The 26210-nt window shown below is 63.5% G+C and carries 25 protein-coding genes and 1 tRNA gene; 14 read left to right on the forward strand and 12 right to left on the reverse strand.

The window, feature by feature from the left end; translation table 11 throughout:
- The first annotated feature begins 52 nt into the window (after nt 1–52).
- The 4 genes from ACR9YP_RS03650 (at nt 53) to ACR9YP_RS03665 (ending at nt 4367) form a co-directional block, all read left to right on the forward strand.
- Nucleotides 53–1243 (forward strand): NADH-quinone oxidoreductase subunit D, encoded by a 1191-nt coding sequence (locus ACR9YP_RS03650; RefSeq protein ID WP_091893905.1) that lies wholly within the window; start codon nt 53–55, stop codon nt 1241–1243.
- A 20-nt stretch (nt 1244–1263) separates the two neighbouring features.
- The gene (locus ACR9YP_RS03655) at nt 1264–1590 is read left to right on the forward strand and encodes an antibiotic biosynthesis monooxygenase family protein (RefSeq protein ID WP_438103979.1); all 327 of its coding nucleotides are present in this window, start codon (nt 1264–1266) and stop codon (nt 1588–1590) included.
- A gap of 91 nt (nt 1591–1681) precedes the next feature.
- On the forward strand, nt 1682–3190 hold the full coding sequence (locus ACR9YP_RS03660; RefSeq protein WP_438103977.1) for an outer membrane protein assembly factor BamB family protein: 1509 nt from the start codon (nt 1682–1684) through the stop codon (nt 3188–3190).
- Nucleotides 3191–3374: 184 nt separating this feature from the next.
- Nucleotides 3375–4367 carry a ribose-phosphate diphosphokinase gene (locus ACR9YP_RS03665; RefSeq protein WP_438103975.1) on the forward strand — a complete coding sequence of 331 codons (993 nt, stop codon included), beginning with the start codon at nt 3375–3377 and terminating at the stop codon, nt 4365–4367.
- Here ACR9YP_RS03665 and ACR9YP_RS03670 read toward each other — a convergent pair.
- Nucleotides 4279–5409: a hypothetical protein gene (locus ACR9YP_RS03670; protein WP_438103974.1), complete on the reverse strand. Its 1131-nt coding sequence runs from the start codon at nt 5407–5409 to the stop codon at nt 4279–4281. The two genes, ACR9YP_RS03665 and ACR9YP_RS03670, sit on opposite strands and share 89 nt — an antisense overlap.
- Before the next feature lie 235 nt (nt 5410–5644).
- On the opposite strand from ACR9YP_RS03670, the gene ACR9YP_RS03675 reads away from it, so the two are divergent.
- The 4 genes from ACR9YP_RS03675 to ACR9YP_RS03690 all read left to right on the forward strand — a co-directional run bounded on the left by ACR9YP_RS03675 (nt 5645) and on the right by ACR9YP_RS03690 (nt 8712).
- Complete coding sequence (locus tag ACR9YP_RS03675; protein ID WP_474219029.1) at nt 5645–6355, forward strand: dienelactone hydrolase family protein; 711 nt, start codon at nt 5645–5647, stop codon at nt 6353–6355.
- A complete protein-coding gene (locus ACR9YP_RS03680) occupies nt 6339–7019 on the forward strand; it encodes a phosphoribosyltransferase (protein WP_438103969.1) in 681 nt (226 codons plus the stop codon). Before ACR9YP_RS03675 ends, ACR9YP_RS03680 begins: the two co-directional genes overlap by 17 nt.
- Nucleotides 7016–7384, forward strand: coding sequence for an HIT family protein (locus ACR9YP_RS03685; protein ID WP_474219030.1), 369 nt, complete (start codon nt 7016–7018; stop codon nt 7382–7384). Before ACR9YP_RS03680 ends, ACR9YP_RS03685 begins: the two co-directional genes overlap by 4 nt.
- A 101-nt stretch (nt 7385–7485) precedes the next feature.
- Nucleotides 7486–8712: a CBS domain-containing protein gene (locus ACR9YP_RS03690; protein ID WP_474219032.1), complete on the forward strand. Its 1227-nt coding sequence runs from the start codon at nt 7486–7488 to the stop codon at nt 8710–8712.
- A gap of 118 nt (nt 8713–8830) precedes the next feature.
- Here ACR9YP_RS03690 and ligD read toward each other — a convergent pair whose 3' ends face one another.
- Both ligD and ACR9YP_RS03700 read right to left on the reverse strand, forming a co-directional pair.
- Nucleotides 8831–9724, reverse strand: a complete 894-nt coding sequence (gene ligD, locus ACR9YP_RS03695) for a non-homologous end-joining DNA ligase (RefSeq protein ID WP_438103966.1) — start codon at nt 9722–9724, stop codon at nt 8831–8833.
- A 10-nt stretch (nt 9725–9734) separates the two neighbouring features.
- Nucleotides 9735–10088, reverse strand: coding sequence for a DNA polymerase ligase N-terminal domain-containing protein (locus ACR9YP_RS03700; RefSeq protein WP_438103964.1), 354 nt, complete (start codon nt 10086–10088; stop codon nt 9735–9737).
- Between ACR9YP_RS03700 and ACR9YP_RS03705 the strand changes: the two genes are divergently transcribed.
- Nucleotides 10081–10653 (forward strand): uracil-DNA glycosylase, encoded by a 573-nt coding sequence (locus ACR9YP_RS03705; protein WP_438103963.1) that lies wholly within the window; start codon nt 10081–10083, stop codon nt 10651–10653. The two genes, ACR9YP_RS03700 and ACR9YP_RS03705, sit on opposite strands and share 8 nt — an antisense overlap.
- 110 nt (nt 10654–10763) lie before the next feature.
- Here the strand turns inward: ACR9YP_RS03705 and ACR9YP_RS03710 are convergent.
- A tRNA-Ser gene (locus tag ACR9YP_RS03710) sits at nt 10764–10853 on the reverse strand.
- A gap of 194 nt (nt 10854–11047) precedes the next feature.
- On the opposite strand from ACR9YP_RS03710, the gene ACR9YP_RS03715 reads away from it, so the two are divergent.
- Complete coding sequence (locus ACR9YP_RS03715) at nt 11048–11389, forward strand: hypothetical protein (RefSeq protein ID WP_438103961.1); 342 nt, start codon at nt 11048–11050, stop codon at nt 11387–11389.
- Nucleotides 11390–11441: 52 nt separating this feature from the next.
- Here the strand turns inward: ACR9YP_RS03715 and pcaF are convergent, their stop codons facing one another.
- The gene (gene pcaF / locus ACR9YP_RS03720) at nt 11442–12650 is read right to left on the reverse strand and encodes a 3-oxoadipyl-CoA thiolase (RefSeq protein ID WP_128940398.1); all 1209 of its coding nucleotides are present in this window, start codon (nt 12648–12650) and stop codon (nt 11442–11444) included.
- A 215-nt stretch (nt 12651–12865) separates the two neighbouring features.
- Here pcaF and mutS point away from each other — a divergent pair, with 215 nt between their 5' ends.
- Nucleotides 12866–15607, forward strand: coding sequence for a DNA mismatch repair protein MutS (mutS, locus tag ACR9YP_RS03725; RefSeq protein WP_438103959.1), 2742 nt, complete (start codon nt 12866–12868; stop codon nt 15605–15607).
- 145 nt (nt 15608–15752) lie between these two features.
- Here mutS and ACR9YP_RS03730 read toward each other — a convergent pair whose 3' ends face one another.
- The 5 genes from ACR9YP_RS03730 to ACR9YP_RS03750 form a co-directional block, all read right to left on the reverse strand.
- Nucleotides 15753–16553 carry a hypothetical protein gene (locus tag ACR9YP_RS03730; protein ID WP_438103958.1) on the reverse strand — a complete coding sequence of 267 codons (801 nt, stop codon included), beginning with the start codon at nt 16551–16553 and terminating at the stop codon, nt 15753–15755.
- Between the two features lie 178 nt (nt 16554–16731).
- Nucleotides 16732–17241, reverse strand: a complete 510-nt coding sequence (locus ACR9YP_RS03735) for an OsmC family protein (protein WP_438103956.1) — start codon at nt 17239–17241, stop codon at nt 16732–16734.
- Between the two features lie 55 nt (nt 17242–17296).
- Nucleotides 17297–18082, reverse strand: coding sequence for an ABC transporter ATP-binding protein (locus ACR9YP_RS03740; protein ID WP_438103954.1), 786 nt, complete (start codon nt 18080–18082; stop codon nt 17297–17299).
- A 4-nt stretch (nt 18083–18086) separates the two neighbouring features.
- Complete coding sequence (locus ACR9YP_RS03745) at nt 18087–18932, reverse strand: ABC transporter permease (RefSeq protein WP_474219034.1); 846 nt, start codon at nt 18930–18932, stop codon at nt 18087–18089.
- Between the two features lie 214 nt (nt 18933–19146).
- Nucleotides 19147–20118, reverse strand: a complete 972-nt coding sequence (locus ACR9YP_RS03750; RefSeq protein WP_474219035.1) for an aliphatic sulfonate ABC transporter substrate-binding protein — start codon at nt 20116–20118, stop codon at nt 19147–19149.
- 187 nt (nt 20119–20305) lie between these two features.
- Between ACR9YP_RS03750 and ACR9YP_RS03755 the strand changes: the two genes are divergently transcribed.
- The gene (locus ACR9YP_RS03755; RefSeq protein ID WP_474219037.1) at nt 20306–23095 is read left to right on the forward strand and encodes a [protein-PII] uridylyltransferase; all 2790 of its coding nucleotides are present in this window, start codon (nt 20306–20308) and stop codon (nt 23093–23095) included.
- A 144-nt stretch (nt 23096–23239) separates the two neighbouring features.
- Here ACR9YP_RS03755 and ACR9YP_RS03760 read toward each other — a convergent pair whose 3' ends face one another.
- Nucleotides 23240–23770 (reverse strand): methylated-DNA--[protein]-cysteine S-methyltransferase, encoded by a 531-nt coding sequence (locus tag ACR9YP_RS03760; protein ID WP_438110485.1) that lies wholly within the window; start codon nt 23768–23770, stop codon nt 23240–23242.
- A gap of 40 nt (nt 23771–23810) precedes the next feature.
- Between ACR9YP_RS03760 and ACR9YP_RS03765 the strand changes: the two genes are divergently transcribed.
- Both ACR9YP_RS03765 and ACR9YP_RS03770 read left to right on the forward strand, forming a co-directional pair.
- Nucleotides 23811–24227, forward strand: coding sequence for a DUF1304 domain-containing protein (locus ACR9YP_RS03765; RefSeq protein WP_474219038.1), 417 nt, complete (start codon nt 23811–23813; stop codon nt 24225–24227).
- Between the two features lie 146 nt (nt 24228–24373).
- Nucleotides 24374–25600, forward strand: coding sequence for an ABC transporter substrate-binding protein (locus ACR9YP_RS03770; RefSeq protein WP_091893915.1), 1227 nt, complete (start codon nt 24374–24376; stop codon nt 25598–25600).
- A 127-nt stretch (nt 25601–25727) separates the two neighbouring features.
- On the opposite strand, the gene ACR9YP_RS03775 is transcribed toward ACR9YP_RS03770, so the two are convergent.
- On the reverse strand, nt 25728–26153 hold the full coding sequence (locus tag ACR9YP_RS03775; protein WP_438103951.1) for a DUF1330 domain-containing protein: 426 nt from the start codon (nt 26151–26153) through the stop codon (nt 25728–25730).
- Nucleotides 26154–26210: the final 57 nt, after the last annotated feature.

Here is a 26210-nt window from a genome sequence, read left to right on the forward strand (position 1 = left end):
CGCGTTGCTGCTACGCCGGGCGCGGACCCGCTGCCGCAGCCGTGAGTTCGCCATGGAGGAAGAAGGCCTCCGCAATTTCACCATCAATTTTGGGCCGCAGCATCCTGCGGCCCACGGCGTGCTGCGCCTGGTGCTGGAGCTTGATGGCGAGGTGGTTCGTCGCGTCGATCCTCACATCGGCCTGCTCCATCGCGGAACCGAAAAACTGATCGAAAACAAGACCTATCAGCAATCGATCGGGTATTTCGACCGGCTCGACTATGTCGCGCCGATGAACCAGGAGCATGCGTTCTGCCTCGCAGCGGAGCGGCTACTTGGCCTGGAAGTGCCGCGCCGCGGCCAACTGATTCGCGTGCTGTTCTGTGAAATCGGACGGCTGCTCTCGCATCTGCTCAACATCACGACCCAGGCGATGGACGTCGGGGCGCTCACCCCACCGCTGTGGGGGTTCGAAGAGCGTGAGAAGCTGATGGTATTCTACGAACGCGCATCCGGTGCGCGCATGCACGCCAATTACTTCCGTGTCGGTGGCGTGCATCAGGACCTGCCACCGAAGCTGATCGATGACATCGAAGCCTTTTGCGATCCGTTCCTGCGCGTGGTGGACGATCTGGATCGGTTGCTGACGGGACTTCGCATCTTCAAGCAGCGCAACGTCGACATCGGCAGGGTGACGTTGAAGCAAGCCTGGGAGTGGGGATTCTCGGGCGTCATGGTGCGTGGCTCCGGCGCCGCCTGGGACCTTCGCAAGGCGCAGCCCTATGAATGCTATCCGGAGATGGATTTCGACATTCCGATTGGCAAGAACGGTGACTGCTATGACCGCTATCTGGTCCGCATGGAAGAAATGCGCCAGTCGGTGCGCATCATGAGACAGTGCATCGCCAAACTCCGGGCTCCTGACGGGCAAGGTCCGGTCGCAGTGCAGGACAACAAGATCTTTCCTCCGCGCCGCGGCGAGATGAAGCGCTCGATGGAAGCCCTGATCCATCATTTCAAGCTTTACACAGAAGGCTTTCACGTGCCTGCCGGGGAGATCTATGCGGCAGTGGAAGCCCCCAAGGGCGAGTTCGGCGTGTATCTGGTTTCCGATGGGACCAACCAACCCTACAGGTGCAAGATCCGCGCTCCATCGTTCGCGCATCTGCAGGCGATGGACCTACTCTGCCGCGGCCACTTGCTCGCCGACGTCTCGGCGATCATCGGGTCGCTGGACATCGTGTTTGGGGAGATCGATCGATAATACCGTGAAAGGAGATCGCCATGCCACAGATCCAGATCGGCCAGCAGCCGGTCACGCAAATTACCATCATCGAAGCCGAACCGGAGAAGCAGGCCGAAGCCCTATCGCTCATGAGGGAGCGAGCTCGCTTCATGCAGCGTCAGCCGGGGTTCATTTCCGTCAGCCTGCATCGCAGCCTCGATGGGCGTCGTATCGTGAATTACATTCAATGGGAAAGCCGTGATCTCCTACAGGCCGCGCACCAATCACCTGAATTTCGCAAAGCCTGGAGTCAATTCGGAAGTCTCACCGACGACATCGATCCTCATTTGTACGAGGTCGTCGACGTCCTCGCGAAGAGCGAGTGAAACCGACGCTCGATGAGCGCGAGAGCGAAACGCCTCAGCTCATCTGCCCCACGATGATGGAACCGGAGCAGCGCGGGGCTGTTAGGCGGACATGAACATCCGACGCGCTTTTTCGAGGACAGCCCGTCCTGCCTGGAGGGTGGGACTATTTGCACTTGCGCTATCGCCGCTATCCGCCCTTGCTCAAGACGGCTCCGTTCTGACCTATCATGGCGACAACAGCCGAAGCGGCCAGTACGTCGTTCCCGCGCTATCCTGGGATAAAGCCAGATCGGTTCAGCTGGATCGCACGTTCAACGCCCGTGTCGCGGGCTCGATGTACGCTCAGCCGCTGTACTGGCGTCCTCCTGGCGCGAACGCCGGGATGCTATTCGTGGCCACCGAGGACGACGTCGTCCAGGCCCTCGACGCGACGACCGGTAAGGAATTGTGGAGGCGCGTGGTCGGGCGTCCAGTGCGCCGTTCGTCGCTGCCGTGCGGAAATATCGATCCGCTTGGTATTACCGGGACGCCGGTGATCGACCCTGCAACCCAAGCCATCTATTTCGATGCTGCCGTGGAGCGAGGAAACGGCCCGCGCCACGAGGTGTTCGCGCTTTCGACAAAGGATGGCAGCGTTCTCCCCGGCTGGCCGATCGATGTGGCCGACCTTCTGCAAAAGGCAGGACGACATTTCGACCCGAGCGTCCACAACCAGCGCGCGGCGCTCACGCTTCTCGACGACACTGTCTATGTCGCCTTCAGTGGCCATTTTGGTGATTGCGGGAACTATCACGGCTGGGTGGTCGGACTTTCCCTGCGCGAGCCCGGCAAGCATGTCAGCTTCGCAACGCGTGGGCGAGGGGGCGGGATCTGGGCGCCGGGCGGTCTGAGCGTCTCCGAGCATGACATCTACTTTGCGACTGGGAATACGCTCGGCGCGCCGACCTGGAGCGACGGTGAAGCCGTGTTTCACTTTGGACCCGACCTGCGCCGCAGAGACGACAAGAGGGACTATTTTGCGCCATCGGATTGGAAAACACTCGATGCCGCCGATGCGGACCTCGGGGGCAGCAATCCGCTTACTTTCAACATAACCGGAGCGGGCGGGGATCGCGCTCTGATCCTGGCGCTGGGGAAGGATGGCAAGGCTTATCTTCTCGATCGAAATAGTCTCGGCGGCGTCGGCGGCCAGCTGGCGGTCGAAACAGTATCCCAGTCGTCGATCGTCACCTCGCCGGCCGCCTATCGCGTCGGCGATGATGTCTTTGTTGCCTTCCAGGCCTCCGGAGCGCATTGCCCGCAACCCGGCCGAGGTCACGATTTGACGGTCTTGAAGATCGCAGCAGGCTCCCCGCCGGCGATAGCCACTGCTTGGTGCGGTGCGCTCCGCGGCCGCGGCTCCCCCGTTGCGACCACCACGGACGGCCATTCCAACCCGATTGTTTGGATTGTTGGCGCCGAAGGCGACAATCGGCTGCACGCATTCCGCGGCGATACCGGCGAACCGATTTTTGTAAGCGAGGCCTTGAGCGGCCTCCGACGCTTCCAGACGCTGATCGCGACGCAGGACCGCCTCTATGTGGGCGCCGACGGGCGCATTTACGCCTTTCATTTTTGAAAGGCACGCATATGCAGCTTCGCGAGACCGAATGGCACCTCTCCCATACCGGGAACTCGGCATTGGCCTCATTTGTTCAATGGTGAGATCCCCTTGAAGCTGGGGTCTCGCGCTTGCAGCCCCGCCGACGCGGAAGTGATCCCATCCCGCTCGGGGGCCGGTCATCTCGCGAACGGAGCTATAGATGGCGGAATTGGCCTGTCATTCCGAGATGCGGCTGTTCGCGCTGAACGCGACGGCCGATCTTGGCAAAGCCACGGCTCAGGCGTTGGGTTGGTCGCTTGCTGCACACGAGGAGCGTGAGTTCGAGGATGGCGAGCACAAGGCGCGCCCCCTCGATTCGGTACGTGGCACAGACGCATACGTGATACAAACCCTGCATAACGGGCCAAACCAAAGCGTAAACGACAAGCTCTGCCGATTGCTCTTCTTCATCGGCGCTCTCAAAGACTGCGGCGCCGCTCGCGTCACCGCGGTCGTGCCGTATCTTTGCTATGCGCGAAAGGATCGCCGCACCAAGCTCAACGACCCGGTAACGACGCGCTACATTGGCAGTCTCTTCGAGGCTGTTGGTACTGACGCCGTCGTCGCCCTCGAGGTGCACAATCCGGTTGCGTTCGAAAATGCCTTCCGCTGCCGGACCGTCGCACTGACGTCGACAACGCTATTCGTTAAGTTTGCCGCGCACTTATTGGATGAAAGCTTCAGCGTGGTGTCTCCGGATCCCGGTGGCGTGAAGCGCGCACAACTCTTGCGAGAAGCGTTGGAAGCCACGCTGCATCGTCCGATCGGCAAGGGGTACGTCGACAAGCACCGCAGCGCCGGCGTGGTTTCGGGCGACCTCTTCGTCGGCGATGCAGCCGATGCGACGGTGCTCATCATTGACGACCTGATCAGTACCGGAACCACGCTGCTGCGTGCCGCGCAGGCGGCACGGCGCGCAGGCGCCCGTCGCGTATTGGCTTTCGTGACACATGGGCTATTCATGCCTGGGTCCGCCGAGGTCGTTGCGAATCCTGCCATTGAGCAGTTTGTCGTGACCGATGCGGTGCCCGTTCGAATTGACGATGCCGCTGCGCGCGCCAAGGTCAAAGTCCTCCCTGTCGCCCCACTGCTCGCCGAGACGATACGCCGGCTGCACGAGAACCGCGATCTCGCCGACCTCCTGGTCTTCTGAGCAATCCAACCAGCTTGATTGCGTCCGATGCCGCCAGGCGAAGATATTGGCGCGCGACCCGCGGCCACTTCTCGGGACTGCGCGGCTCGGGCTCGAGGAGATGGGCGATCGCAAGACGGGCGCGCAATGTTGCACGATGACACCGATAAAACGTCATTAGCTCGTCGCCCGGACTGTCCTTGAGTTCTTGCCGTATCCGTCGTGTAATGTACTCGCCGATCCATCCTGCCCCAAGGCGCTCGCATTCAAGGTCAAGGAAAGCGATCTCGTCAAATGGATCGACCGCACGCAGGCGCGGATTGAATTCGATGCAGTCAATGATGCGAACTGGATCGCCAAGCCAGATGTGCTCGGGCCGCAGGTCGCCGTGACCATCGATGATCTTTCGGCGACGGATGCGATCGGCGAGTAGGTCTGATCGGCGATCGAGGAAACGGCGTTGCATCTGGTCGATCCACTGTATCAGCCCCGCCGGCATCGCGAGCCGCCTGTCAAGCAGCACGCGCCGATTATAGTCGAGGCTTCGGTACCATTCGGCTAGTCGGACGGCCGACGAAATGAAGGTAGGCTGTGCGCGGCGATAGAACTGGGCAAGGACAGCGGCCAGCCGATCAAGCTCCCAAGTTTTGACATCCCCCTCAACAATGCTGTTATCCAGCATATTCCGCTCGTCGAGGCGACGCATCATGACGAGCCAATCCACCGCCTCCCCTGAGCCGCCGATGGCAAGCCCCTTGGGAGACCAGACCAGCGGCAGGACGTCGAGATATACGTCCTGGGCGAGGCGGCGATTGAGGCGCAGCTCAGCCCGGCACGCGGCCTCACGTTTGGCCACGCTCGAAAAGTCAAGATATGGAAAGCGGACCGGCTTCTTCAGCTTGTAGGCTTTATCCCCGACGAGAAAGACCCATGACATATGGGTCTCGCGAGTGGTGATGGTGGCTGCGCCTTCCGGATACACATTTCGCCGGCTCAGAAAATGTACTTTGTCACGCAGCCGCAGCTCGCGGATTTCGCTCTCGCTCTGCTCTCGCGCTTCCATTGCTGGCGCCCATCAACGCTGCAGGAACGGCGCAGCCCCCGCTTTGCCGAGTTGCATTGATCGCCTGCACCTTAGAGGCCTTCATCCGCCCAATCTGGGCGAGCGATACCACAGGAGCGGTTCCCGCCCCGTCGCCGGGCGGCTTGTCGAAGCCGACGCGAAGGCCTTCCGGAGCTGCGAAACCAAAGCTGGCAGCGCCCGTTGGTAGCAAAGGGAATAAGAAGTGAGAGCGAAAATGGTTGCTCGTGCTCGACCGGGACAGAGCGGTGAGGTCCGGGACGTTTCCATTCCACCTAGTGGGCTTGCCGGTATATTACACATTCCCGAAGGCAGCCGTGCCGTAGTCGTCTTTGCCCATGGAAGCGGATCGAGTCGCTTCAGCCCGCGCAATACGGCAGTTGCCGCCGCTCTCAATCATCATGCGCTAGCGACCCTGCTGTTGGACCTCTTGACCGTCGATGAAGAAGCGAACCGCGCGAATGTATTCAACATTGAGCTGCTGGCCGACCGTTTGCTTGATGCGGTGCGCTGGCTGGATCAGGACCGGACCATGGCTCGGTTTGCGGTGGGTCTGTTCGGCTCGAGCACGGGAGCAGCAGCAGCGCTCATGGCAGCAGCCCGGCTCCGCAACCGAATCGGCGCTATCGTCTCGCGCGGCGGCCGTCCCGATCTCGCCGGCGATGCAATCGATCAAGTCAATGCTCCAACCCTCTTCGTGATCGGCGGCAATGACTTCGGGGTGATCGAGCTCAATCAAGACGCATTTGCGCGGCTTCGAGAACCCAAGGCAATCGAGATCGTTCCGGGAGCCAGCCATCTCTTTTCGGAACCGGGAGCCATCGAACAAGTGACAGACCACGCAGCACGATGGTTCGCCCGTTACCTCACGCCTATGGCTCCAGGAGCAGGTTCGAAGGCAGGACAGCGACATGCCGTTCAGAGATAGAATCGAAGCGGGTCGAAAGTTGGCGGCGCCCCTCGCCACGTACGGGAACCAGCACCCGGCCATTCTGGCGCTCCCTCGGGGTGGCGTGCCCGTGGCAGCTGAGGTCGCAGCCGCGCTGCATGCGCCGCTCGATCTCATCATCGTTCGCAAGGTCGGCGTCCCGTTCCAAAACGAGTTGGCAATGGGTGCCGTCGTAGATGGTGGCGCACCGATCGTGGTGCGCAATGATGATGTCATTCGGCTCGCAGGCGTCAGCGAAGCCGATTTCCAAGCCGAGTGCCGCAAGGAGATTGCCGAGATAGAGAGGCGGCGTCAGCGCTATTTGGGAGATCGTCAACGTCTTGAGATTTCCGGTCGGACGGCAATCGTTATCGACGATGGCATTGCGACCGGCGCCACCACGCGGGCCGCCTTGCAGGCGACGCGAAAACGAAATCCAAGCCGGCTCGTTCTCGCGGTTCCCGTTGCACCGACCGAGATTGTCCCGCAAATGCGCGCAGAATGTGATGATTTCGTCTGTCTTGAGGAACATACCGCGTTCGCCGCCATCGGTTACTACTATCGGGATTTCGGCCAGGTCTCCGACGACGAAGTGCTCGACATGTTACGACGCTTTCCGATTTCGTCCGATCTGCGCCAGTCGCGGGAAAGAGCCCAGCAATGATCGACTGTCCTTTCTGCAAAATCGTCAGCGGCGAGATGCCGTCAGCGAAAGTGTATGAGGACGAGGAACATCTCGCCTTTCTCGACATTCGCCCGCAATCCCCCGGGCACACTCTCATCATCCCAAAGAAACACCAGCGCTGGGTCTGGGACGTACCGAACGTTGGCGCGTATTTCGAAGTCGTACGGACGGTTGCGCGCGCAATGCAGAAGGCGTTCTGCGAGGAAATACATTCCCGCATCATGGGCGAAGAAGTGCCGCATGCGCACATTTGGCTGTATCCCGCTCCAGGTAGGGCGAAAGGCGACCCGAGAGATTTTGAGCGGAATGCGAGAGCAATTCGCGACGCACTTGAGCCGCTATGATCCGGAGTTCTGGGCATCACGTTCGCCGACATTCATCGTGCAGCGGCCTGATGCGCCGTGTTCAGCCTTAGGAACAAGCGCCCTCGATGCGATGTTTTCCCATGAGCGCCACTGCTCGCGAGGCAGCGATGTTCCTGCACCGGATCAAAATCCTCACGCTCGCCGGGTTCACGATATGGATCGACATCTCGTGGCTCATCCTGGCAGCGCTGTTGATCTGGACGCTGGCGCTCGGCGAGTTCCCTCGCACAGTTCCGAATTTGTCCGCCGCCACATACTGGTGGATGGGATTCGCAGGCACGATCGGCCTGTTCATCTCGATCATCCTGCATGAGCTGAGCCATGCGCTGATTGCGCGGCGTTACGACATGCCGATTGCCGGCATTACGCTGTTCATCTTCGGCGGGGTCGCCGAACTGAACAAGGAGCCGAGCAGCGCCAAGGCAGAATTCCTTATGGCGATCGGCGGGCCGATCGCCAGCATGGTGCTTGGCACCATCCTGCTCCTGGTCGCCGCCGCAGGCGAGAAGACCATGTCCCCCGCCGCATTCGGCGTGCTCGACTACCTTGGCGGCCTCAATTGGATCTTGGCACTGTTCAATCTCATTCCCGCCTTCCCGCTCGACGGCGGACGGGTGCTGCGCGCTGGCCTTTGGGGCTGGATGAACGATTTTGGACGGGCCACGCGCATTGCCGCCGGCAGTGGCGAGTTCTTCGGCCTTGCCATGATCCTGTACGGCATCCTGGAATTCATCACCGGCAGCACAATCAGTGGCGTCTGGCTGTTCTTTATTGGCTTGTTCCTGCACGGCGCCGCCGGCGCGGCACGGCACGAGTTGACGCTTCGCCACACCTTCGGCGGGCTTCCCGTTTCCACGCTCATGCAACGCAATCCGATCGGCGTCGCCCCGGATATTTCCATTGCGGAATTGGTCGAGGATTACTTTTACAAGTACTACTTCAAGGCTTTTCCCGTGCTGCGCGACGGCGAACTCATTGGCTGCATCATGGCGAAGGATGTCCGCGATCTTGATCCCTCCGACACCACCCGGCGCCGCGTCGCTGATGTCATGCGCCCCTGCTCGCCGGAGATCATTGTCCCTCCGCATCTGGATGCACTGGAGGCGCTTGCAAGGATGCAGGGCGGTCGGCACAGTCGTCTGCTCGTGGTTGAACAGGGACGGCTTCTCGGCGTCCTGGCCTTGTCCGATATGCTTCAATACCTCTCGCTCAAGCAGGAGCTCGACCGAAACATGCAGGATCTGCCATGGAGCGCTGCCAAGACCCGTAATGCGCGATCTGCCCACTACGGGCATCCCGCCCGCTGACGCGCGAGCCAATGTCCAAGCAAATTCGCTCAGATTGCGTTTAGCGGATGGCAACAGGGAACGCATTGTCCGCAATTGCCCTTGATCCCTTAAGTGGCTGAGGACTTCGGCCCGGTTCTCATGCGCGCTCCCGTCTGACTTGCCGCGCCGGCTTGTCGCTGCGCATGCCGAGAAACACCGGATGTCGCATCTCCCCCTCGCGGGTCCATTCAGTGAACTTGACCTGGCACACGAGCCGCGGCTTGATCCACGTGGTCCGGTCCTCGTGCGGAACGTCCGTAAACGGCTTCTTGTCTGTTCTCAACTTCATCATGCGCGCGTGCAGCGTCGCGAGCATCTCTCGGGAGAATCCCCCACCGCTGTGACCAACATAGACAAGCTTGCCCTTGTCGTACACGCCAAGCACCAGCGAGCCAAAGTGCTGGCGGCTCCCGCGCGGCGCGGTGAAGCCGACGACAATGGCTTCCTGTTCCTGGTCGGCCTTGATCTTGAGCCAATCTTTCGTGCGCCTGCCCGAGTGGTAGAGACTTGCGGCACGCTTCGCGATAATGCCCTCCTCCCCCGCTCGTCGTGCTTTGTTGAACGCCGCCTTGCCATGCCGCTTTCTGTGTCCGCTGTAGTGGACGAGTGGGTGCCGGGTAAGGATGGCGTGCAAACGGTCCTTGCGCTCAAGCAACGGCTTGCGACGCAGGTCGCGGCCATCGAGGAAGAGCAGATCGAACACATAATAGCGGAGACGCGCCTTGCCTTTCAGGGCATTCTGCAGCAGCTGGAATCGGGATCGACCCTCCGCGTCGAGCGCCACTAGCTCGCCGTCAATCACGGCATTGCGCTTGATGATATCGAGCGCTTCGGCGACTGGGGCATAACGCCTGGTCACGTCGTTGCCATTGCGCGAGTAGAGGGAGCCATTTCTGCCTCCGGTTTTTGCGACAAGCCGGAAGCCGTCCCATTTCGTCTCGAAGATCCATTCCTTGTCATCGAATGGCGCGTCGATGAGGGTCGCCAGCATTGGCCTGAGGTCACTTTTTCGCATGCGTCTTGATCAGCAGCCATTGCTTCGGGCTCTTCAGGCGCACGAGCGAATATGCCCCGCGAAGCTTGCTTCCCTTGAGAACGAAGCTCAGGCGTCCTCGCCGCAAGCCTGCTCGCATGGTTCGCTCGCTCTCTGCTGCGCTGGCCGCGCCCTCGGCTTCGTAAGTACCGCCGTCCCATTTTTCAACGAGCCCTGCGCGTCGAAAACTCGCGTCAATGACCGTCGGTTCCAAGGCGAATCGGCGGCCGGTCTTGGCGCGGTTGGAAATCAGTGGCGCGACGGCAGTTGATAGAGCCAGAGCATTTGCATTGCCAGGCTTGGCGCCGGAACCGATGGCCAAGGCACGCGTCGCCAATACACATCTCGATCACCGTCGTGTCGCGCCTGAAGGCCTGTTCCGACGACCGCGGCTATACGTGGTTGGCGAGGCACCCGGCGCAGAGGAAGCTGCGCAGGGCAGGCCTTTTGTCGGTCCGGCCGGCAGGGCGTTGCGCGAGATGCTGGATGAAGCTGGGATCGATCCCCAACAGGTGCGTTTGGCAAACGCCATTCCTTTCCGGCCAATCGCGCATTCCAAAGAGCGGAAGCCACGTAATCGCAGCCCAACAATCGAGGAAGTCGATCGCTATGGCGCAGCAGTGCTGAACGACATTCGGCGGTCCAGGCCAGGCGTGATCGTTGCTCTTGGCAGCACAGCGGCTCGCCTGTTCGGCCAGTCGCAATCGATCCGTGTGACGCGCAAGGCAAAGCTCCAATTTGAAGGTCACCCGCTCCGCATCACTTTCCATCCAGCTTACGTCCGCCGCTTCGGCGGACGGAACGGCGACGCTTGGCGTCACGCGGTCGCCGATCTACGCCGGGCCTGGAACGACTCGGCGGTTCATTTGGATCCAAATCGTGCTTGAGGATCTCGACAGGGCGTACTGCCGACTGCGGCGGGCGCAGTCGACGCATAGCAATGGGCTAAAGAACCCAAGCGCGCGAAATCGTAGTTTGGCGCAGACAATCGTGCAAATGGCGGAGAGAGTGGGATTCGAACCCACGGTACGGTTTCCCGCACACACGCTTTCCAAGCGTGCGCCTTAAGCCACTCGGCCATCTCTCCGGAGCGCCCTCTCTTGAAGGGGCGCCGACGATTTTGCAAGGGATCGCGGGTAAATCGGGCGAATTTTCCGCAACATATTGTATTTACGAGAGAATATCCGATGCCGATCGACGCCCGATCCGCCCGCCGGCTGAACCTGCGGCGGGTTTGGGGCGACGATTCACGTGAGGACGCCAAACCGCCAGGGGGATGCCATGACCGTCTGCAAGACCATCACTGCGCTGAGCCTGATTTCGGCCCTGGGTATCGCCGTCGCCGCGCCGGCGATGGCGCAGGTCTGCACCCGGCAGGGCGTTGACGTGAGCTGCGACGACGGGCGGCGCGGGGTGCTTTCGGGCGATGCCATCGTCTGGCCGGACGGCACCCGCTCGAGCTCGACGCCCCATCCAAGCGTGATCATCGGCAACAAGAGCTCGGTGCATGTCGGGCCCGGCGTGTTCGTCGGCCAGGGCAAGGGCATCGTGCCGCTGGATGATCCCAACGCACCGAACAAGCGGCAGTGCGCGATTCTGGATGGCGTGTCGTATTGCTATTGAGGCACTCGTTTTCCTCTCTCCCCGTAAGAACGGGGAGAGAGACGGAAAGAGCTCAATTCAGCTTCTCGATCGCGACCGCGACACCCTGGCCGACGCCGACGCACATCGTGGCCAGCGCGAGCTTGCCGCCGCGCTTTTCCATGCCATGCACGGCGGTGAGCGCGAGACGGGCGCCGCTCATGCCGAGGGGATGGCCGAGCGCGATGGCGCCACCATGCGGATTGACGAAGTCGGCATCATCAGGCACGCCGAGCTGACGCATGCAGGCGATGCCTTGCGAAGCGAAGGCTTCGTTCAGCTCGATCAAATCGAAATCACTGATCTTCTTGCCGAGCCGCTCCATCAGCTTGCGAGTCGCCGGCACAGGTCCAATGCCCATGATGCGCGGCGGCACGCCGGCCGAGGCGAGGCCGAGAATGCGCGCGCGGGGCGTCAGACCGTGCCTCTTCACCGCAGCTTCGGATGCGAGGATCATTGCGGCGGCGCCGTCATTGACGCCGGAGGCGTTGCCGGCAGTGACCGTGCCGGGATTGCGCACGATCGGCTTCAGCTTGGCGAGACCCTCCAGCGTCGTCTCGGGCCGCGGATGCTCGTCCTTGTCGACCGTGATGGGACCGGCCTTGCCGCCGGGAATGGTGATCGGCGTGATCTCTTCCGCAAAATAGCCGGCCGCAATCGCCGCGCCCGCGCGCTGCTGCGAGCGGATGGCGAAGGCATCCTGGTCGGCGCGCGAGACCTGGAATTCCTCGGCGACGTTCTCGCCGGTCTCCGGCATCGCATCGACGCCGTACTGCGCCTTGAGCAGCGGATTGATGAAGCGCCAGCCGATCGTGGTGTCGAAGATCTCGGCCGAGCGCGAGAACGCCTCCTGCGCCTTGCCCATCACGAAGGGAGCACGGGTCATGGATTCGACGCCGCCGGCAATCGCAAGCTCGATCTCGCCGGAGCGGATCGCGCGCCCCGCAGCGCCGACCGCATCGAGGCCGGAGGCGCAAAGCCGGTTCAGGGTCTGGCCGGGGACCGAATCCGGCAAGCCCGCCAGCAACAGCGCCATACGCGCGACGTTGCGATTGTCCTCACCAGCCTGATTGGCGCAGCCGAAGAACACTTCATCGACCTGAGCCCAGTCGAGATTGGGATGCTTGGCCATCAGCGCCTTGATCGGGGTAGCGGCGAGGTCATCGGCGCGCACCTTGGCGAGTGAGCCGCCGAAACGGCCGATCGGGGTCCGCACGGCATCGCAGATAAAGACGTCACGCATCGTTGTTCTCCCTGAATGCCGCGATCCGGCCCAAATTCTTCAATGTCCGCGGAGTTTTAGGAGGGCGCCCGCGGCAGGTCAATTGACGGTTTCGCGTGCGTTTTGCAGGGCCTGCCGTCCGCCACGCATGCCGCCGTGCGGACAACGTGGAAAACCTCGCCTCTCCGGCCAAAGCGATAGGAGCGAGGGGCGAAATTTTGTAGGTTGCGCCGCCCATGACAATGCAACAGCCCATTCCCGCGCCAGAGCCCGAATCCACGCCCGCTCCGCCGGCGGAAGCCGCCGCGCGCGTGACGCCGATGATGGAACAGTACCTTGAAATCAAGGCGGCGCATCAGGGATTGCTGCTGTTCTACCGGATGGGAGACTTTTACGAGCTGTTCTTCGAGGACGCCGAGATCGCCTCGAAGACGCTCGGCATCGTCTTGACCAAGCGCGGCAAGCATCAGGGCGCGGATATCCCGATGTGCGGCGTGCCGGTCGAGCGCTCCGAGGATTATCTGCACCGCCTGATATCGGCCGGCCACCGCGTCGCCGTGTGCGAGCAGACCGAGGACCCCGCCGCGGCGAAAGCGCGCGGCAACAAGAGCGTGGTGCGCCGCGGCGTGGTGCGGCTGGTCACGCCGGGCACGCTGACGGAGGACACGCTGCTCGACGCGCGTGCCAACAACTACCTGCTGGCAATCGCGCGCGCCCGCTCTTCCGCCGGCGGCGACCGGTTTGGCCTTGCCTGGATCGACATCTCCACCGCCGAGTTCATGGTGACGGAGTGTTCGGGCGGCGAGCTTGCCGCGACGCTGGCGCGCATCAATCCGAACGAGGCGATCGTCACCGACGCGCTCTACAACGACAGCGAGCTCGGACAGACCCTGCGCGAGCTGCCGGCGGTGACGCCGCTGACCCGCGACGTCTTCGACGGTGCCACCGCCGAAAAGCGGCTGTGCGATTATTTCGCGGTCGCGACCATGGACGGGCTGGCGCAGCTGACGCGGCTGGAAGCCACGGCTGCGGCCGCCGCCGTCACCTATGTCGACCGCACCCAGGTCGGCAAGCATCCACCGCTGTCGCCGCCAGCGCGCGAGGCCTCGGGCGCGACCATGGCGATCGATCCCGCCACCCGCGCCAATCTCGAATTGACGCGCACGCTCGCGGGCGAGCGACGCGGCTCGCTGCTCGACGCCATCGACTGCACGGTGACCTCGGCCGGCTCGCGCCTGCTGGCCCAGCGTCTGGCGGCGCCGCTGACCGACGCGCCAGCGATCGCGCGGCGGCTCGACGCCGTCAGCACCTTCGTTGCCGATTCGGCAACGCGCGAAGACATCCGCAGCATCCTGCGCGGCGCGCCCGACATGTCGCGGGCGCTGGCCCGTCTCTCGGTCGGCCGCGGCGGGCCGCGCGACCTCGCCGGCATCCGCGACGGCATCATCGCAGCCGACCAGGTGCTGACGCGGCTGTCCGAACTCGACCAGCCACCGCACGAGATCGCCGCGGTCATGGCGGCGCTGCAAAAGCCGTCGCGCGAGCTCGCATCCGAATTTGCCAGCGCACTCGACGAGCAACTGCCGCTGATCAAGCGCGATGGCGGCTTCGTGCGCCAGGGTTACGAGCCTGCGCTGGACGAAGCCCGCAACCTGCGCGATGCCTCGCGCCTGGTGGTGGCCTCGATGCAGGCCCGCTACGCCGACCAAACCGGCGTGAAGGCCCTAAAGATCCGGCACAACAACGTGCTCGGCTATTTCGTCGAAGTGACCGCGCAGCACGGCGACAAGCTGATGTCGCCGCCGCTGAATGCGACCTTCATTCATCGCCAGACGCTGGCGGGCCAGGTGCGCTTCACGACCTCCGAACTCGGGGAGATCGAGGCCAAGATTGCCAATGCCGGCGACCGCGCGCTCGGGCTCGAGCTCGAAATCTTCGAGCGACTGTCCGCCAAGGCGCTCGAGATCAGTGAAGACTTGCGCGCCGCCGCGCACGGCTTTGCGCTGCTCGATGTCGCGACGTCGCTCGCCAAGCTGGCGGTCGACGAGAACTATGTGCGGCCCGAGGTCGACACGTCGCTCGGCTTTGCCATCGAGGCCGGCCGCCATCCCGTGGTGGAGCAGGCGCTCAAGCGCAATGGCGAGCCGTTCATCGCCAATGCCTGCGACCTGTCGCCAGCGCCTGGACAGAAGTCCGGCCAGCTCTGGCTGCTCACCGGTCCCAACATGGCCGGTAAATCGACTTTCCTGCGCCAGAACGCGCTGATTGCCCTGATGGCGCAGATCGGCAGTTTCGTGCCGGCGACGCGGGCGCGGATCGGCATCGTCGATCGCCTGTTCTCGCGCGTCGGCGCCGCCGACGATCTCGCCCGCGGCCGCTCCACCTTCATGGTCGAGATGGTCGAGACCGCGGCGATCCTGAACCAGGCCGGCGAGCGCGCACTCGTGATCCTCGACGAGATCGGCCGCGGCACCGCGACCTTCGACGGCCTCTCGATCGCCTGGGCCGCGATCGAGCACCTGCACGAGAGCAATCGCTGCCGCACGCTGTTCGCGACGCATTATCACGAGCTGACCGCGCTCTCGGCCAAGCTGCCGCGGATGTTCAACGCCACCGTGCGGGTGAAGGAGTGGCAGGGTAACGTCGTGTTTTTGCATGAGGTGCTGCCGGGCTCGGCCGACCGCTCCTACGGCATCCAGGTCGCCAAACTCGCCGGCCTGCCGCCGGCCGTGATCACGCGGGCCAAATCGGTGCTGGCGAAGCTGGAGGCCCAGGATCGCGGCCAGACCGCCCGCGCGCTCGCCGACGATCTGCCGCTGTTCGCCGTACCCTCGCGCGCCGCGGCAGAAGCTGCGCCGCCGAGCGAAGCCGAGCTTTTGATGGATGCGCTGAAGGCGCTGCACCCGGACGAGATGTCGCCACGCGAGGCGCTGGATGCGCTGTATGCGTTGAAGGCGAAGCTGCCGAAGCAGTCATAGTGCCGTAGGGTGGACAAAGCGACTTGTCCGCCGTAGCTCGAAGAGCGAAGGCGGAAGCGTGCCCACCATGCAACGACGAATCCGCAGGCAGATGGTGGGCACGGCGCGCGAAATGCGCGCCTTTGCCCACCCTACGGTACGAAGCTCACGCAGCCGCCAGCCGCTTCCTTCGCCCGTTCCACCACAGCGTCAGATTCCAGACGATGCAGGTGGCGAGCCCCATGCTGAGGCCGATCGCGGAGCCGAAGTTTGCGGCGCCGAGATGCATCACCGCGATCGCCATACCGAACCCGAGCAGGCCCCAGGCGGAATTGGCGAGCACGGCGGCGGTCGGCGGGCCGCCGATGCGCGGGTGTAGGATCACCATCATGCTGGTGAAGACGATCGGGTAGAGCGCGATGACGCCGGAGACCCGCGGGCCGACCCAGCCCGACGTCGAAACCACGATCGCGACCAGCGTCGCCACCAGCGCGGCGCGGAACGGAATGTCGTACCAGCGACGCGTGACCAACGGCATCTTCACGTGGCGGCACTTGGCGAGCAGCGGAATGCAGATGCCGAAGGCAATCAGGTTCACGGCGAGTCCGGCCGTCAAGGTCCAGTCGAACAGGCGGATGATGGAGGCCAGCACGATCCACACGGCTATCGCGCTGCCGGCACTCACCAGCAGATTGTTCCGCTGCGCCAGCACGACATAGCAGAGGCCAAGGACGATCGTCGCGGCGTTCACCGGAAGGCTCGACAGCGCGCCTTGCGCGATGAAGGCGGCGTCATGGTCGAGCGCGAGGAAGACATAGGAAGGTCCCGCCGAGATCGGCAGCGTCGCCACCAGCGCGCCGATCACCGGTCCCGAGCGTTCGGTGATGATCGACGCCGTCACGACGAACGCCGCGGCGATCGCCATGCGCAGGAGAAGGAAGAAGATGAAGTGGAGGTCGGGGGACATTTTTGGCTTCTTACCCTCCCCTGGAGGGGGAGGGTCGGCTCATATGGAGCGCAGCGAAATATGAGACGGGGTGGGGTGACAGTCTCTCAACAGACACGGTGCCCGAGTGGAGAGATCACCCCACCCCGCTCGCGCTGCGCGCGATCGACCCTCCCCCTCCAGGGGAGGGTATAGAGAGTCACATCCGCTGCATCGACACTGACACCTTCGGGCCGTTCTTGATGGTCTGATAGACCACGCAATAGCGCTCGGTGAGCTTCAGCAACAGATCGAGCTTGTCCTGCGGCGCATCCGTGTCGACCTCGAAGCGCAGGCGGATCTCGGCGAAGCCGACCGGGGTCTCCTTGTCGACGCCGAGCGTGCCGCGGAAATCGAGATCGCCCTCGGCATAGACGTTGCCGGTCCTAAGCGGCACCTCGATCGCGGTCGCAACCGATTTCAGCGTGACACCGGCACAGGCGACCAGCGCTTCCAGCAACATGTCGCCGGAGCAGAGCTCGAGGCCGGAGCCGCCGGTGGCGGGATGCAGGCCAGCCATCGCGATGGCGCGGCCGGTCTCGACCTTGCAGGCGATGCCGTCGCTGTCGGTGGAGCCCTTGGCCTTCAGCGTGATCAGCGCAGCCTTGGGATCGGTCTTGTAGCGCTCCTTGATCGGGGCCTGCATCTGGCGCAATTGGGCAGCGTCCATGTTCGTTCTCTCCCGGAAAGATTGCTCCTCGATGTACCGGCTTGAAGGCGGATTGTCACCACCACATGGCCTGACCGGGACCCTGGGTTGCGTCACGGTCGGGCACGCTGCGGTCGAGCGAACGGTCGAGCGACGTCAGCACACTTCGCTTGAAATTCTCGAACAGCGGCGAATTGCGGTCGCGCGGCCGGCCCAGATTGATCTCGATCTGGTCGAACAGCCGGCCCGGCCGCGGCCGCATCACCAGCACGCGATCGGCCAGCACCACGGCCTCGTCGACGTCATGCGTGACGAGGATCAAGGTCGGCCGCGTGTCGGCCCAAAGGTCGAGCAGATGATCCTGGAGGTCGCGGCGGGTGAAAGCATCGAGTGCGGAGAAGGGCTCATCGAGCAGCAACACCTCAGGCTGCGGCACCAGCGCGCGTGCGATCGCGACGCGCTGTGCCTGTCCGCCGGAGAGCTCGCGCGGCCAGGCCTGCGCCTTGTCAGTGAGCCCGACGCGCTCGAGCGCGCGCGCCACCTTCTCGCGCCGCTCGGCTGCGGGCAGATCGGCAAGGCCGAAGCCGATATTGTCGGCGACGCTGAGCCAGGGCAAAAGCCGCGGCTCCTGGAAGATGATGCCGATCTTGGCGTGCGGCGAACTGATCGCCTCATCGTCGAGCGTCACCGTGCCGGAGCTGGCGCGATCGAGGCCGGCGATGGCGCGCAGCAATGTTGATTTGCCGCAGCCGGAGCCGCCGATGATGGCGATGATCTCGCCTTGGCGGATCTGCGCGGAGAAACGCGCCAGCGCCTGCACGCCGTTGGGATAGGTCTTGCTGACCCGGTCGAGCGCGAGCATCGTCTCAAGCTCCCTTCGCGCGGGAGAAGGCGTCCTGCCAGCGCAGGAAGGGCGCGGCGGCAACCTCGATCAGCCAGTCCGTGAGCTTGCCGAGGATGGCGAAGATCACGATGGCGGCGAGGATCTGTGCGGGCTTGCCGAGCTGCTGGCCGTCGAGCAGGAGATAGCCGAGACCTTCGGAAGCGCCGATCAGCTCGGCCGCCACCACGAACATCCAGCCCAGACCGAGGCCGACGCGCAAGGAGACGACGTAGGCCGGCAGCACCGCGGGCAACAGGATGCGGCGGATCATGGCGGGCCCGGAGAGACGGAAGGTGCGGCCGACCTCGACGATCTTGCGGTCGACCGAAAGGATCGCGCCCATCACGCCGAGATAGACCGGGAAAAACACGCCGACCGCGATCAGCGCGATCTTCGAAGTCTCGAAGATGCCGAGCCAGAGAATGAACAGCGGCACCCAGGCGAGCGAAGGAATCGCGCGCAGCGCCTGCACGGTCGGATCGAGCAGCCGCCGCGCCAGCGACCAATAGCCGGAAATGGCCCCGAGCAACGTGCCTGCAACGACGCCGAAGGCGAAACCGAGCCCGACCCGCCACAGCGTCGCTGTGATGTGGCGGACCAGCTCGCCGGAGCGGGCGAGCTCCGTGATGGTGGCCAACACGCGCGAGGGCGGCGGCACCAGACGTCCGTTGGACCAGCCGAGCCAGACCACAAGCTCCCAGCCAAGCGCCAGCGTCAGCGGCAGCAACAGCCCCAGCATCGGCCGCGCATAACGTGCGACGCGCGAAGGCGCGGCAACGCTGTCGGCCGTATCAGAGGATTGTTGCAGGACTGGCGCGTCGGAGATCATGGTTCTAGCAAGCGCGTCTGGTCGGGGAATGCAACACTACTATTGCCGCGCCCTCCGCCAGGTCTTCCCTTCTCCCCCTGTGGGAGAAGGTGGCGCGAAGCGCCGGATGAGGGGTTCTCTCCACTCGCAACACTGACCGTGAGGAAAGATACCCCTCACCCGGCTTCGCGTGCCGCGAAGCCACCCTCCCCCACAAGGGGGGAGGGTAAGAAGATCAATTCGTCGGCAGCGGGACCTGGTCGTCGATCAGGGCGTCCAGCGTCGCTTTCACGTCGACCTTGGCATCGACGACGCCGGCTTGCTGGAGCGCGAGGCCGGCAGCGAGGATCGACTCGCGCTGGGGCGCGCCGATGCGGCTGTGCGTCAGCTCGGTGCGCTCCTTGAGCTGCTTGTCGACGACGGCGTCAGGCAGTTTTGTGACGGCAATGAAGGTCTTCTTCAGCTCGTCGTAATTCACCAGCGAGTACTTTCGCGCCTCCTCGTATACCGCAAGCACGCGGCGAGCCGCATCCGGATAGTCCTTCAAGAACTGCTCGCGCGCATTGAGGATGCCCCAGGTGTTGGCGTCGGCCTTGCGATAGAACAGTTTTGCGCCCTCCTCGACCTCGGCCTGCGCCATCATCGGATCGAGCCCGGCCCAGGCATCGACGTCGCCGCGGATCAGCGCGGTCTTGCCGTCGGCATGCTGGAGCAGCACCGGCGTGATGTCCTTTTCGGTGAGACCCGCGCCAAGCAGGGCGCGCACCAAGAAGATGTGCGGATCGGTGCCGCGAGTCACCGCAACGCGCTTGCCCTTGAGGTCAGCAACGCCAGCGATCTTGGAATCCTTTGATGTCACCAGCGCCGTCCATTCGGGACGCGAATAAACGTAGATCGATTTGATCGGGTTGCCGTTGATGCGGGCGACCAGCGCCGCCGAGCCCGCGGTCGAGCCGAAATCGATCGAGCCGGCGTTGAGGAATTCGAGCGCCTTGTTGGAGCCGGCCGACTGCACCCAGGTGATGGTGATGCCGTCCTTGGCGAACTCTTTCTCCAGCAGGCCCTTCTGCTTCAGGACCATCGAAACCGGATTGTAGGTCGCCCAGTCGATGCGGATCTCCTTGAGCGGATCCGCCGCCCGTGCCGCAGGGGTCATTGCGAGCGCGACGGCTCCCACCAACAGAATGCGTCGTGTAATCCTGGTCATGCCCAGCTCCTCCAAAACTTCATTGTTTTTCAAGGAGTTATGGCTAGAGGTCAACGAGAAAATCCGTCCCTTGCAAGCGCGCGGTCCGAGAAGGGATTTGCCCAAAGCCGCAGCTTTCCAGCATGGAACGGCTATTGCCAGAGAATGGCGGGTGACAGCGCCTGCCGCCTCTTATATCCGGTGAGACATGGACAGCGTCGCGATTGAGCAGAAGCCAGAGACGGATGACCGCTTCGACACCGCGCGGATCACCGCCGCGGTCGATGCGCTCGCCGAAAAGCACGAGGGCCGCGAGGACACGTTCCGCACGGCCATGGCGCAATTGCTCAAGGCCGAGCTGATCGCCTCGCGCGCCGCGGCACAGGCGATCCTTTTGAAGGACCGTCACGGAAGGCGCTGCGCCGAGCGGCTGTGCCATGTGCAGGACGAGATCATCCGCATCCTCTATTCAGCGGCAACACGGCATCTCTATCGCTCGCCGATCCCGAGCGGCGCCGAGCGCATGGCGGTGGTGGCGACCGGCGGCTATGGCCGCGGCCTGATGGCGCCGGAATCCGACATCGATCTCTTGTTCATCCTGCCCTACAAGCAGACCGCCTGGGGCGAGCAGGTCGCCGAAGCCATCCTCTACTGCCTCTGGGACATGGGGCTGAAGGTCGGCCACGCCACCCGCTCGGTCGACGAATCGATCCGCCAGGCGCGCGGCGACATGACGATCCGCACCGCCATCCTGGAGACGCGCTTCCTGACCGGCGACAAGCCGCTCTATGACGAATTGGTCGAGCGCTTCGACAAGGAGGTGGTGCAGGGCACCGCGTCCGAATTCGTCACCGCAAAACTCGCCGAGCGCGAGGAGCGGCATCGCCGCGGCGGCCAGTCGCGCTATCTGGTCGAGCCCAACGTCAAGGACGGCAAGGGCGCCCTGCGCGACCTGCACACGCTGTTCTGGATCGCAAAGTATGTCTACCGCGTCCGCGACACCGACGAGCTGGTCGAGCGCGGCGTGTTCGACGCGCAGGAATATCGCAGCTTCCGCCGCTGCGCCGATTTCCTCTGGTCGGTGCGCTGCAATCTGCATTTCTACTGCAATCGCGCCGAAGAACGCCTCTCCTTCGATCTGCAGCGCGAGATCGCAGTCCGGCTCGGCTACACCTCGCATCCCGGCATGCAGGACGTCGAGCGCTTCATGAAGCATTACTTCCTGGTCGCCAAGGAAGTCGGAAACCTCACCGCCATCCTCTGCGCCAAGCTCGAGGACCAGCAGGCCAAGCCGGCGCCGGTGCTGAGCCGAATGATGGCGCGGCTGCGGCCCAGCACCGTGAAGCGGCGCGTGCCCGATAGCGACGACTTCATCGTCGACAACAACCGCATCAACATCGCCGCGCCCGACGTCTTCAAGCACGATCCGGTCAATTTGATCCGCATCTTCCGCCTGGCGCAGAAGAACAACCTCGCCTTTCATCCCGATGCGATGCGCGACGTGACGCGCTCGCTCGGCCTGATCAACGGGCAGCTTCGCGAGAATCCCGAGGCCAACCGGCTGTTCATGGAGATCCTGACCTCCAACGACGCCGAGACCGTGCTGCGGCGGATGAACGAGACCGGCGTGCTCGGGCAATTCATCCGCGCCTTCGGCAAGATCGTCTCGATGATGCAGTTCAACATGTATCATCACTACACCGTCGACGAGCATCTGATCCGCTGCATCGGCTTCCTCCAGGACATCGAGCGCGGCGGCATCGAGGAGTTCGCGCTCGCCAGCGACCTCATGCGCAAGACGAGACCCGAGCACCGCGCGGTGATCTACATCGCGACGCTACTGCACGACGTCGCCAAGGGCCGGCCGGAGGATCACTCCATCGCCGGCGCCAAGGTGGCGCGGCGGCTGTGCCCACGGCTCGGCTTCAGCCCGGCCGATACCGAGCTGGTCGCATGGCTGATCGAGGAGCATCTGACGATGTCGACGGTCGCGCAGTCGCGCGACCTTTCGGATCGTAAAACGATCGAGAACTTCGCCGCCGTGGTGCAGTCGGTCGAGCAGATGAAGCTCCTGACGATCCTTACCACCGCCGACATCCGCGGCGTCGGCCCCGGCGTGTGGAACGGCTGGAAGGCGCAGCTGCTGCGCTCGCTCTATTACGAGACCGAGCCGGTGCTCACCGGCGGCTTTTCGGAAGTCGATCGCGGCAAGCGCCTCGCCGCCGCGTACGCCGAATTCCGCATGGCCTTCGCCGAATGGCCGGAGGACGAGCTCGATGCCTATATCGGCCGGCACTATCCGGCCTATTGGCTCAAGGTCGAGCTGCCGCGCAAGATCCGCCATGCCCGCTTCGTCCGCTCCAGCGAGCAGGCCGGCCACAAGCTCGCGATCAATGTCGGCTTCGACGAGGTGCGCGGCGTCACCGAGCTCACGATCTTCGCGGCCGACCACCCCTGGCTGCTCTCGATCATCGCCGGCGCCTGCGCCTCGGCCGGTGCCAACATCGTCGACGCCCAGATCTACACCACGACCGACGGCCGCGCGCTCGACACGATCTCGATCTCCCGGGAATATGACCGCGACGAGGACGAGGGAAGGCGCGCCACGCGCATCGGCGAGATGATCGAGGACGTGCTGGAAGGCAAGCTGCGCCTGCCGGAGGTTGTGGCGCGGCGCACCGTGCGCAGCAAGGCGAAGCCCTTCGTGATCGAGCCGGAAGTGACCATCAACAACCAATGGTCGGACCGCTACACGGTGATCGAGGTCTCCGGCCTCGATCGCCCCGGCCTGCTCTACGAGCTGACCACCGCGATCTCGAAGCTCAACCTCAACATCGCCTCGGCCCATGTCGCGACCTTCGGCGAACGCGCGCGCGACGTGTTCTACGTCACCGATCTGCTGGGCGCGCAGATCAACGCGCCGACGCGGCAGGCCGCCATCAAGAGCGCGCTGACCCATGTGATGGCCGGCGATAAGGCGGTGCAGCCGGCGGCGTGACCCTCGCCCGTCATTCCGGGGCGCGCGTAGCGCGAGCCCGGAATCCATTCATCCGCAGAGTCGGTGGCGCGATAGATTCTCAGGTGCGCAATTGCGCACCATAGCTCGCCGCTCCGCGGCGCCCGGAATGACGAGGGGGGAGGCCTAAACCTCTACCCCTTCATGCCGCAGCAGCCAGCGCTTGCGCTCGAGGCCACCGCCGTATTTCACCAGTGAGCCATCCGCGCCGATCAGGCGGTGGCAGGGCAGCACCACGCTGATCGGATTGGAGCCGTTGGCATGGCCGACGGCGCGAATCGCTTTGGGCATATCGATCCTTGCGGCAAGCGCGCCGTAACTCATCGTGGTCCCGGCGGGGATTTGCGCGAGCGCGGTCCAGACCTTTTGCTGGAACGACGTGCCGGCGATGCGCCATGCGATGGCCGAGAGCTGGCCGAGGTCGCCTTCAAAATAGCCCGACAGCGCAGCCCGCATCTGCGTCGGCGCAGGCTGATCGCGGAGGTCCACCGCACCATAATGCAGCCGCAACAGCTCGCGCATGCGGTGCTCGTAGTCTTCCCAATCGAGCGCGCGCAAGACGCGCTCGGCGTCGGTGACGAGCAGGGCGATGCCGATCGGCGTCGCCAGGCGATCGAGACCGAAGCGTTCAGGCGTTTTGGTTGATCGAGCGGGCATTGCGGCACCGTTGCATCGAAATACGTCCGTCGCACTTGCCATGCCGGCCGTGCTAACGTCCACCCGAAAGCTGACGCTTTTGGGGGAGCTCAACTTGATTTTGATCGCCAATCTTCTGGTGGCGCTGGTCGCCGTCCTGCATGTCTTCTTCCTGATCCTGGAGATGTTTCTCTGGGACAAGCCGCTGGGCTTGAAGGTGTTTCGCAACACGCCTGAGAAGGCCGAGATGACGAAGGTACTGGCCGCCAATCAGGGCCTCTATAACGGCTTCCTCGCCGCCGGCCTGATCTGGGGTCTCATCCACGGCAATCCCGCCTTCGCGTTCCAGATCAAGGCGTTCTTCCTGCTTTGCGTGATCGCGGCCGGCGCTTATGGCGCCGCGACCGTCAGCACACGCATCCTGATGGTGCAGGCGCTGCCGGCGGCGATCGCGCTGGTAGCATTGTTCCTGGCCTAGCTTTTGGCCTGAGACGCTACGGCGCAGCGCCGTGATCCTTGCGCGGCGGCGAGCGTTCCTCCACAATCTTCGGCAGCGATGGCGACCGTTGCAATCAACGGACAAAGACCATCGATCGAAAATTCCGTCAGGAGGAACGACCCAATATGACCAATCGCAGAGCCTTCCTAGCTGCCACGACAGCGCTCGCCTTCGCGTTCTCAGCGAGCCAAGCCCTCGCCCAGAAGAAATACGACACCGGCGCGAGCGACACCGAGATCAAGATCGGCCAGACCGTCCCGTTCTCCGGCGCCTATTCCGTCTACGCCAATATCGGCAAGACCCAGGCCGCCTATTTCAAGATGATCAACGATCAGGGCGGCATCAACGGTCGCAAGATCAATTTGATCCAGTATGACGACGCCTATTCGCCGCCGAAGACTGTCGAGCAGGTGCGCAAGCTGGTCGAAGGCGACGAGGTGCTGTTCACTTTCCAGCTGATCGGCACCGCTGCGAACGCCGCCGTGCAGAAATATCTCAACGGCAAGAAGATCCCGCAGCTCCTCGCCTCGACCGGCGCGGCGCGGTTCAACGACCCGCAGAACTATCCCTGGACCATCGCCTATAATCCCAACTACGTGTCCGAGGGGCGCATCTACGCAAAATACATTCTCGCCAATCATCCCAACGCCAAGATCGGCGTGCTCTACCAGAATGACGACATGGGCCGCGACTATCTCGCGGGCCTCAAGAGCGGCCTCGGCGACAAGGCCGCCAGCATGATCGTCGGCGAGGTCTCCTATGAGGTCACCGACCCGACCGTCGACTCGCAGGTGGTCAAGCTGAAATCGATGGGCGTCGACCTGTTCTACGATGCGTCGACGCCGAAATTCGCGGCTCAGGCGATCAAGAAGCTTGCCGACCTCGGCTGGAGCCCGGTGCATATCCTCGACATCAATGCGAGCCCCGTGTCAGCGACGTTGAAGCCCGCAGGCCTCGACATCTCCAAGGGCATCATCTCCACCAATTACGGCAAGGACCCCGGCGATCCCCAGTGGAAGGACGATCCGGGCGTGAAGGCCTTCTTCGCCTTCATGGACAAGTATTTTCCGGAAGGCGACAAGCTCAACACCGTCAACACCTACGCCTATTCGGTAGCCGAGCTGCTGGTGCAGGTTCTGAAGCAATGCGGCGACAACTTGACGCGTGAGAACGTCATGAAGCAGGTCGCCGGCATCAAGGGCTATACGCCCAGCCTAGCGCTGCCCGGCATCAAGATCACCACGGGCCCGAACGACTATCGCATCAACAAGCAGATGCAGATGATGAAGTTCAACGGCGAGCGCTGGGAGCTGTTCGGACCGATCATCGCAGACACCGGGCCGTCGGGTTAGTGTTGGTCTCGTAGGGTGGGCAAAAGCGCTCTTGCGCCGTGCCCACCACCTCTCCACGATCGCATGAGACGTGGTGGGCACGCGCCGGAATGCGCATTCGCGCACTCCGGCGCTTTGCCCATCCGCACTACGAAGGTATCTCGCCAAAGTTCTTCCCCACCGGCAGCACCGCGTGGCGGATCAGCCGGGAATCCTCCACCGCTGCCTGCCTATGCTTCACCGCTTCGCGATAGACGGGATCGCGGATCATCTCGACGAAGGCAGCAACGCTCGGGTATTCGGCGATGAAGCAATGGTCCCAGCGCTCGTCCTGCGGACCGATCAGCATTAGCTCGAATTTGCCTTGCCAGACGATGCGGCCGCCGAGGCGCTCGAACACCGGGCCGCTCTCGCGGCCATAGGCCGCATAGGCTTCCGCGCCGCTGGCCTTGCGGCCGTCCGGATAGGCCGCCTCCTTGCGCAACCGCACCAGGTTGAGCATGTGGATCGGGCCCGGGCGGTCGTTCTCCCGGAATTGCGCGAAGATCTCCTTGGTCGGATCGATGTGGCCCATGCGAGTTCCCTCTTTCTTGATGCGGGCGATCCTAGCTCCGGCGCCTCAGAAGCGGAA

The sequence above is a fragment of the Bradyrhizobium sp. BR14999 genome (assembly GCF_056106085.1).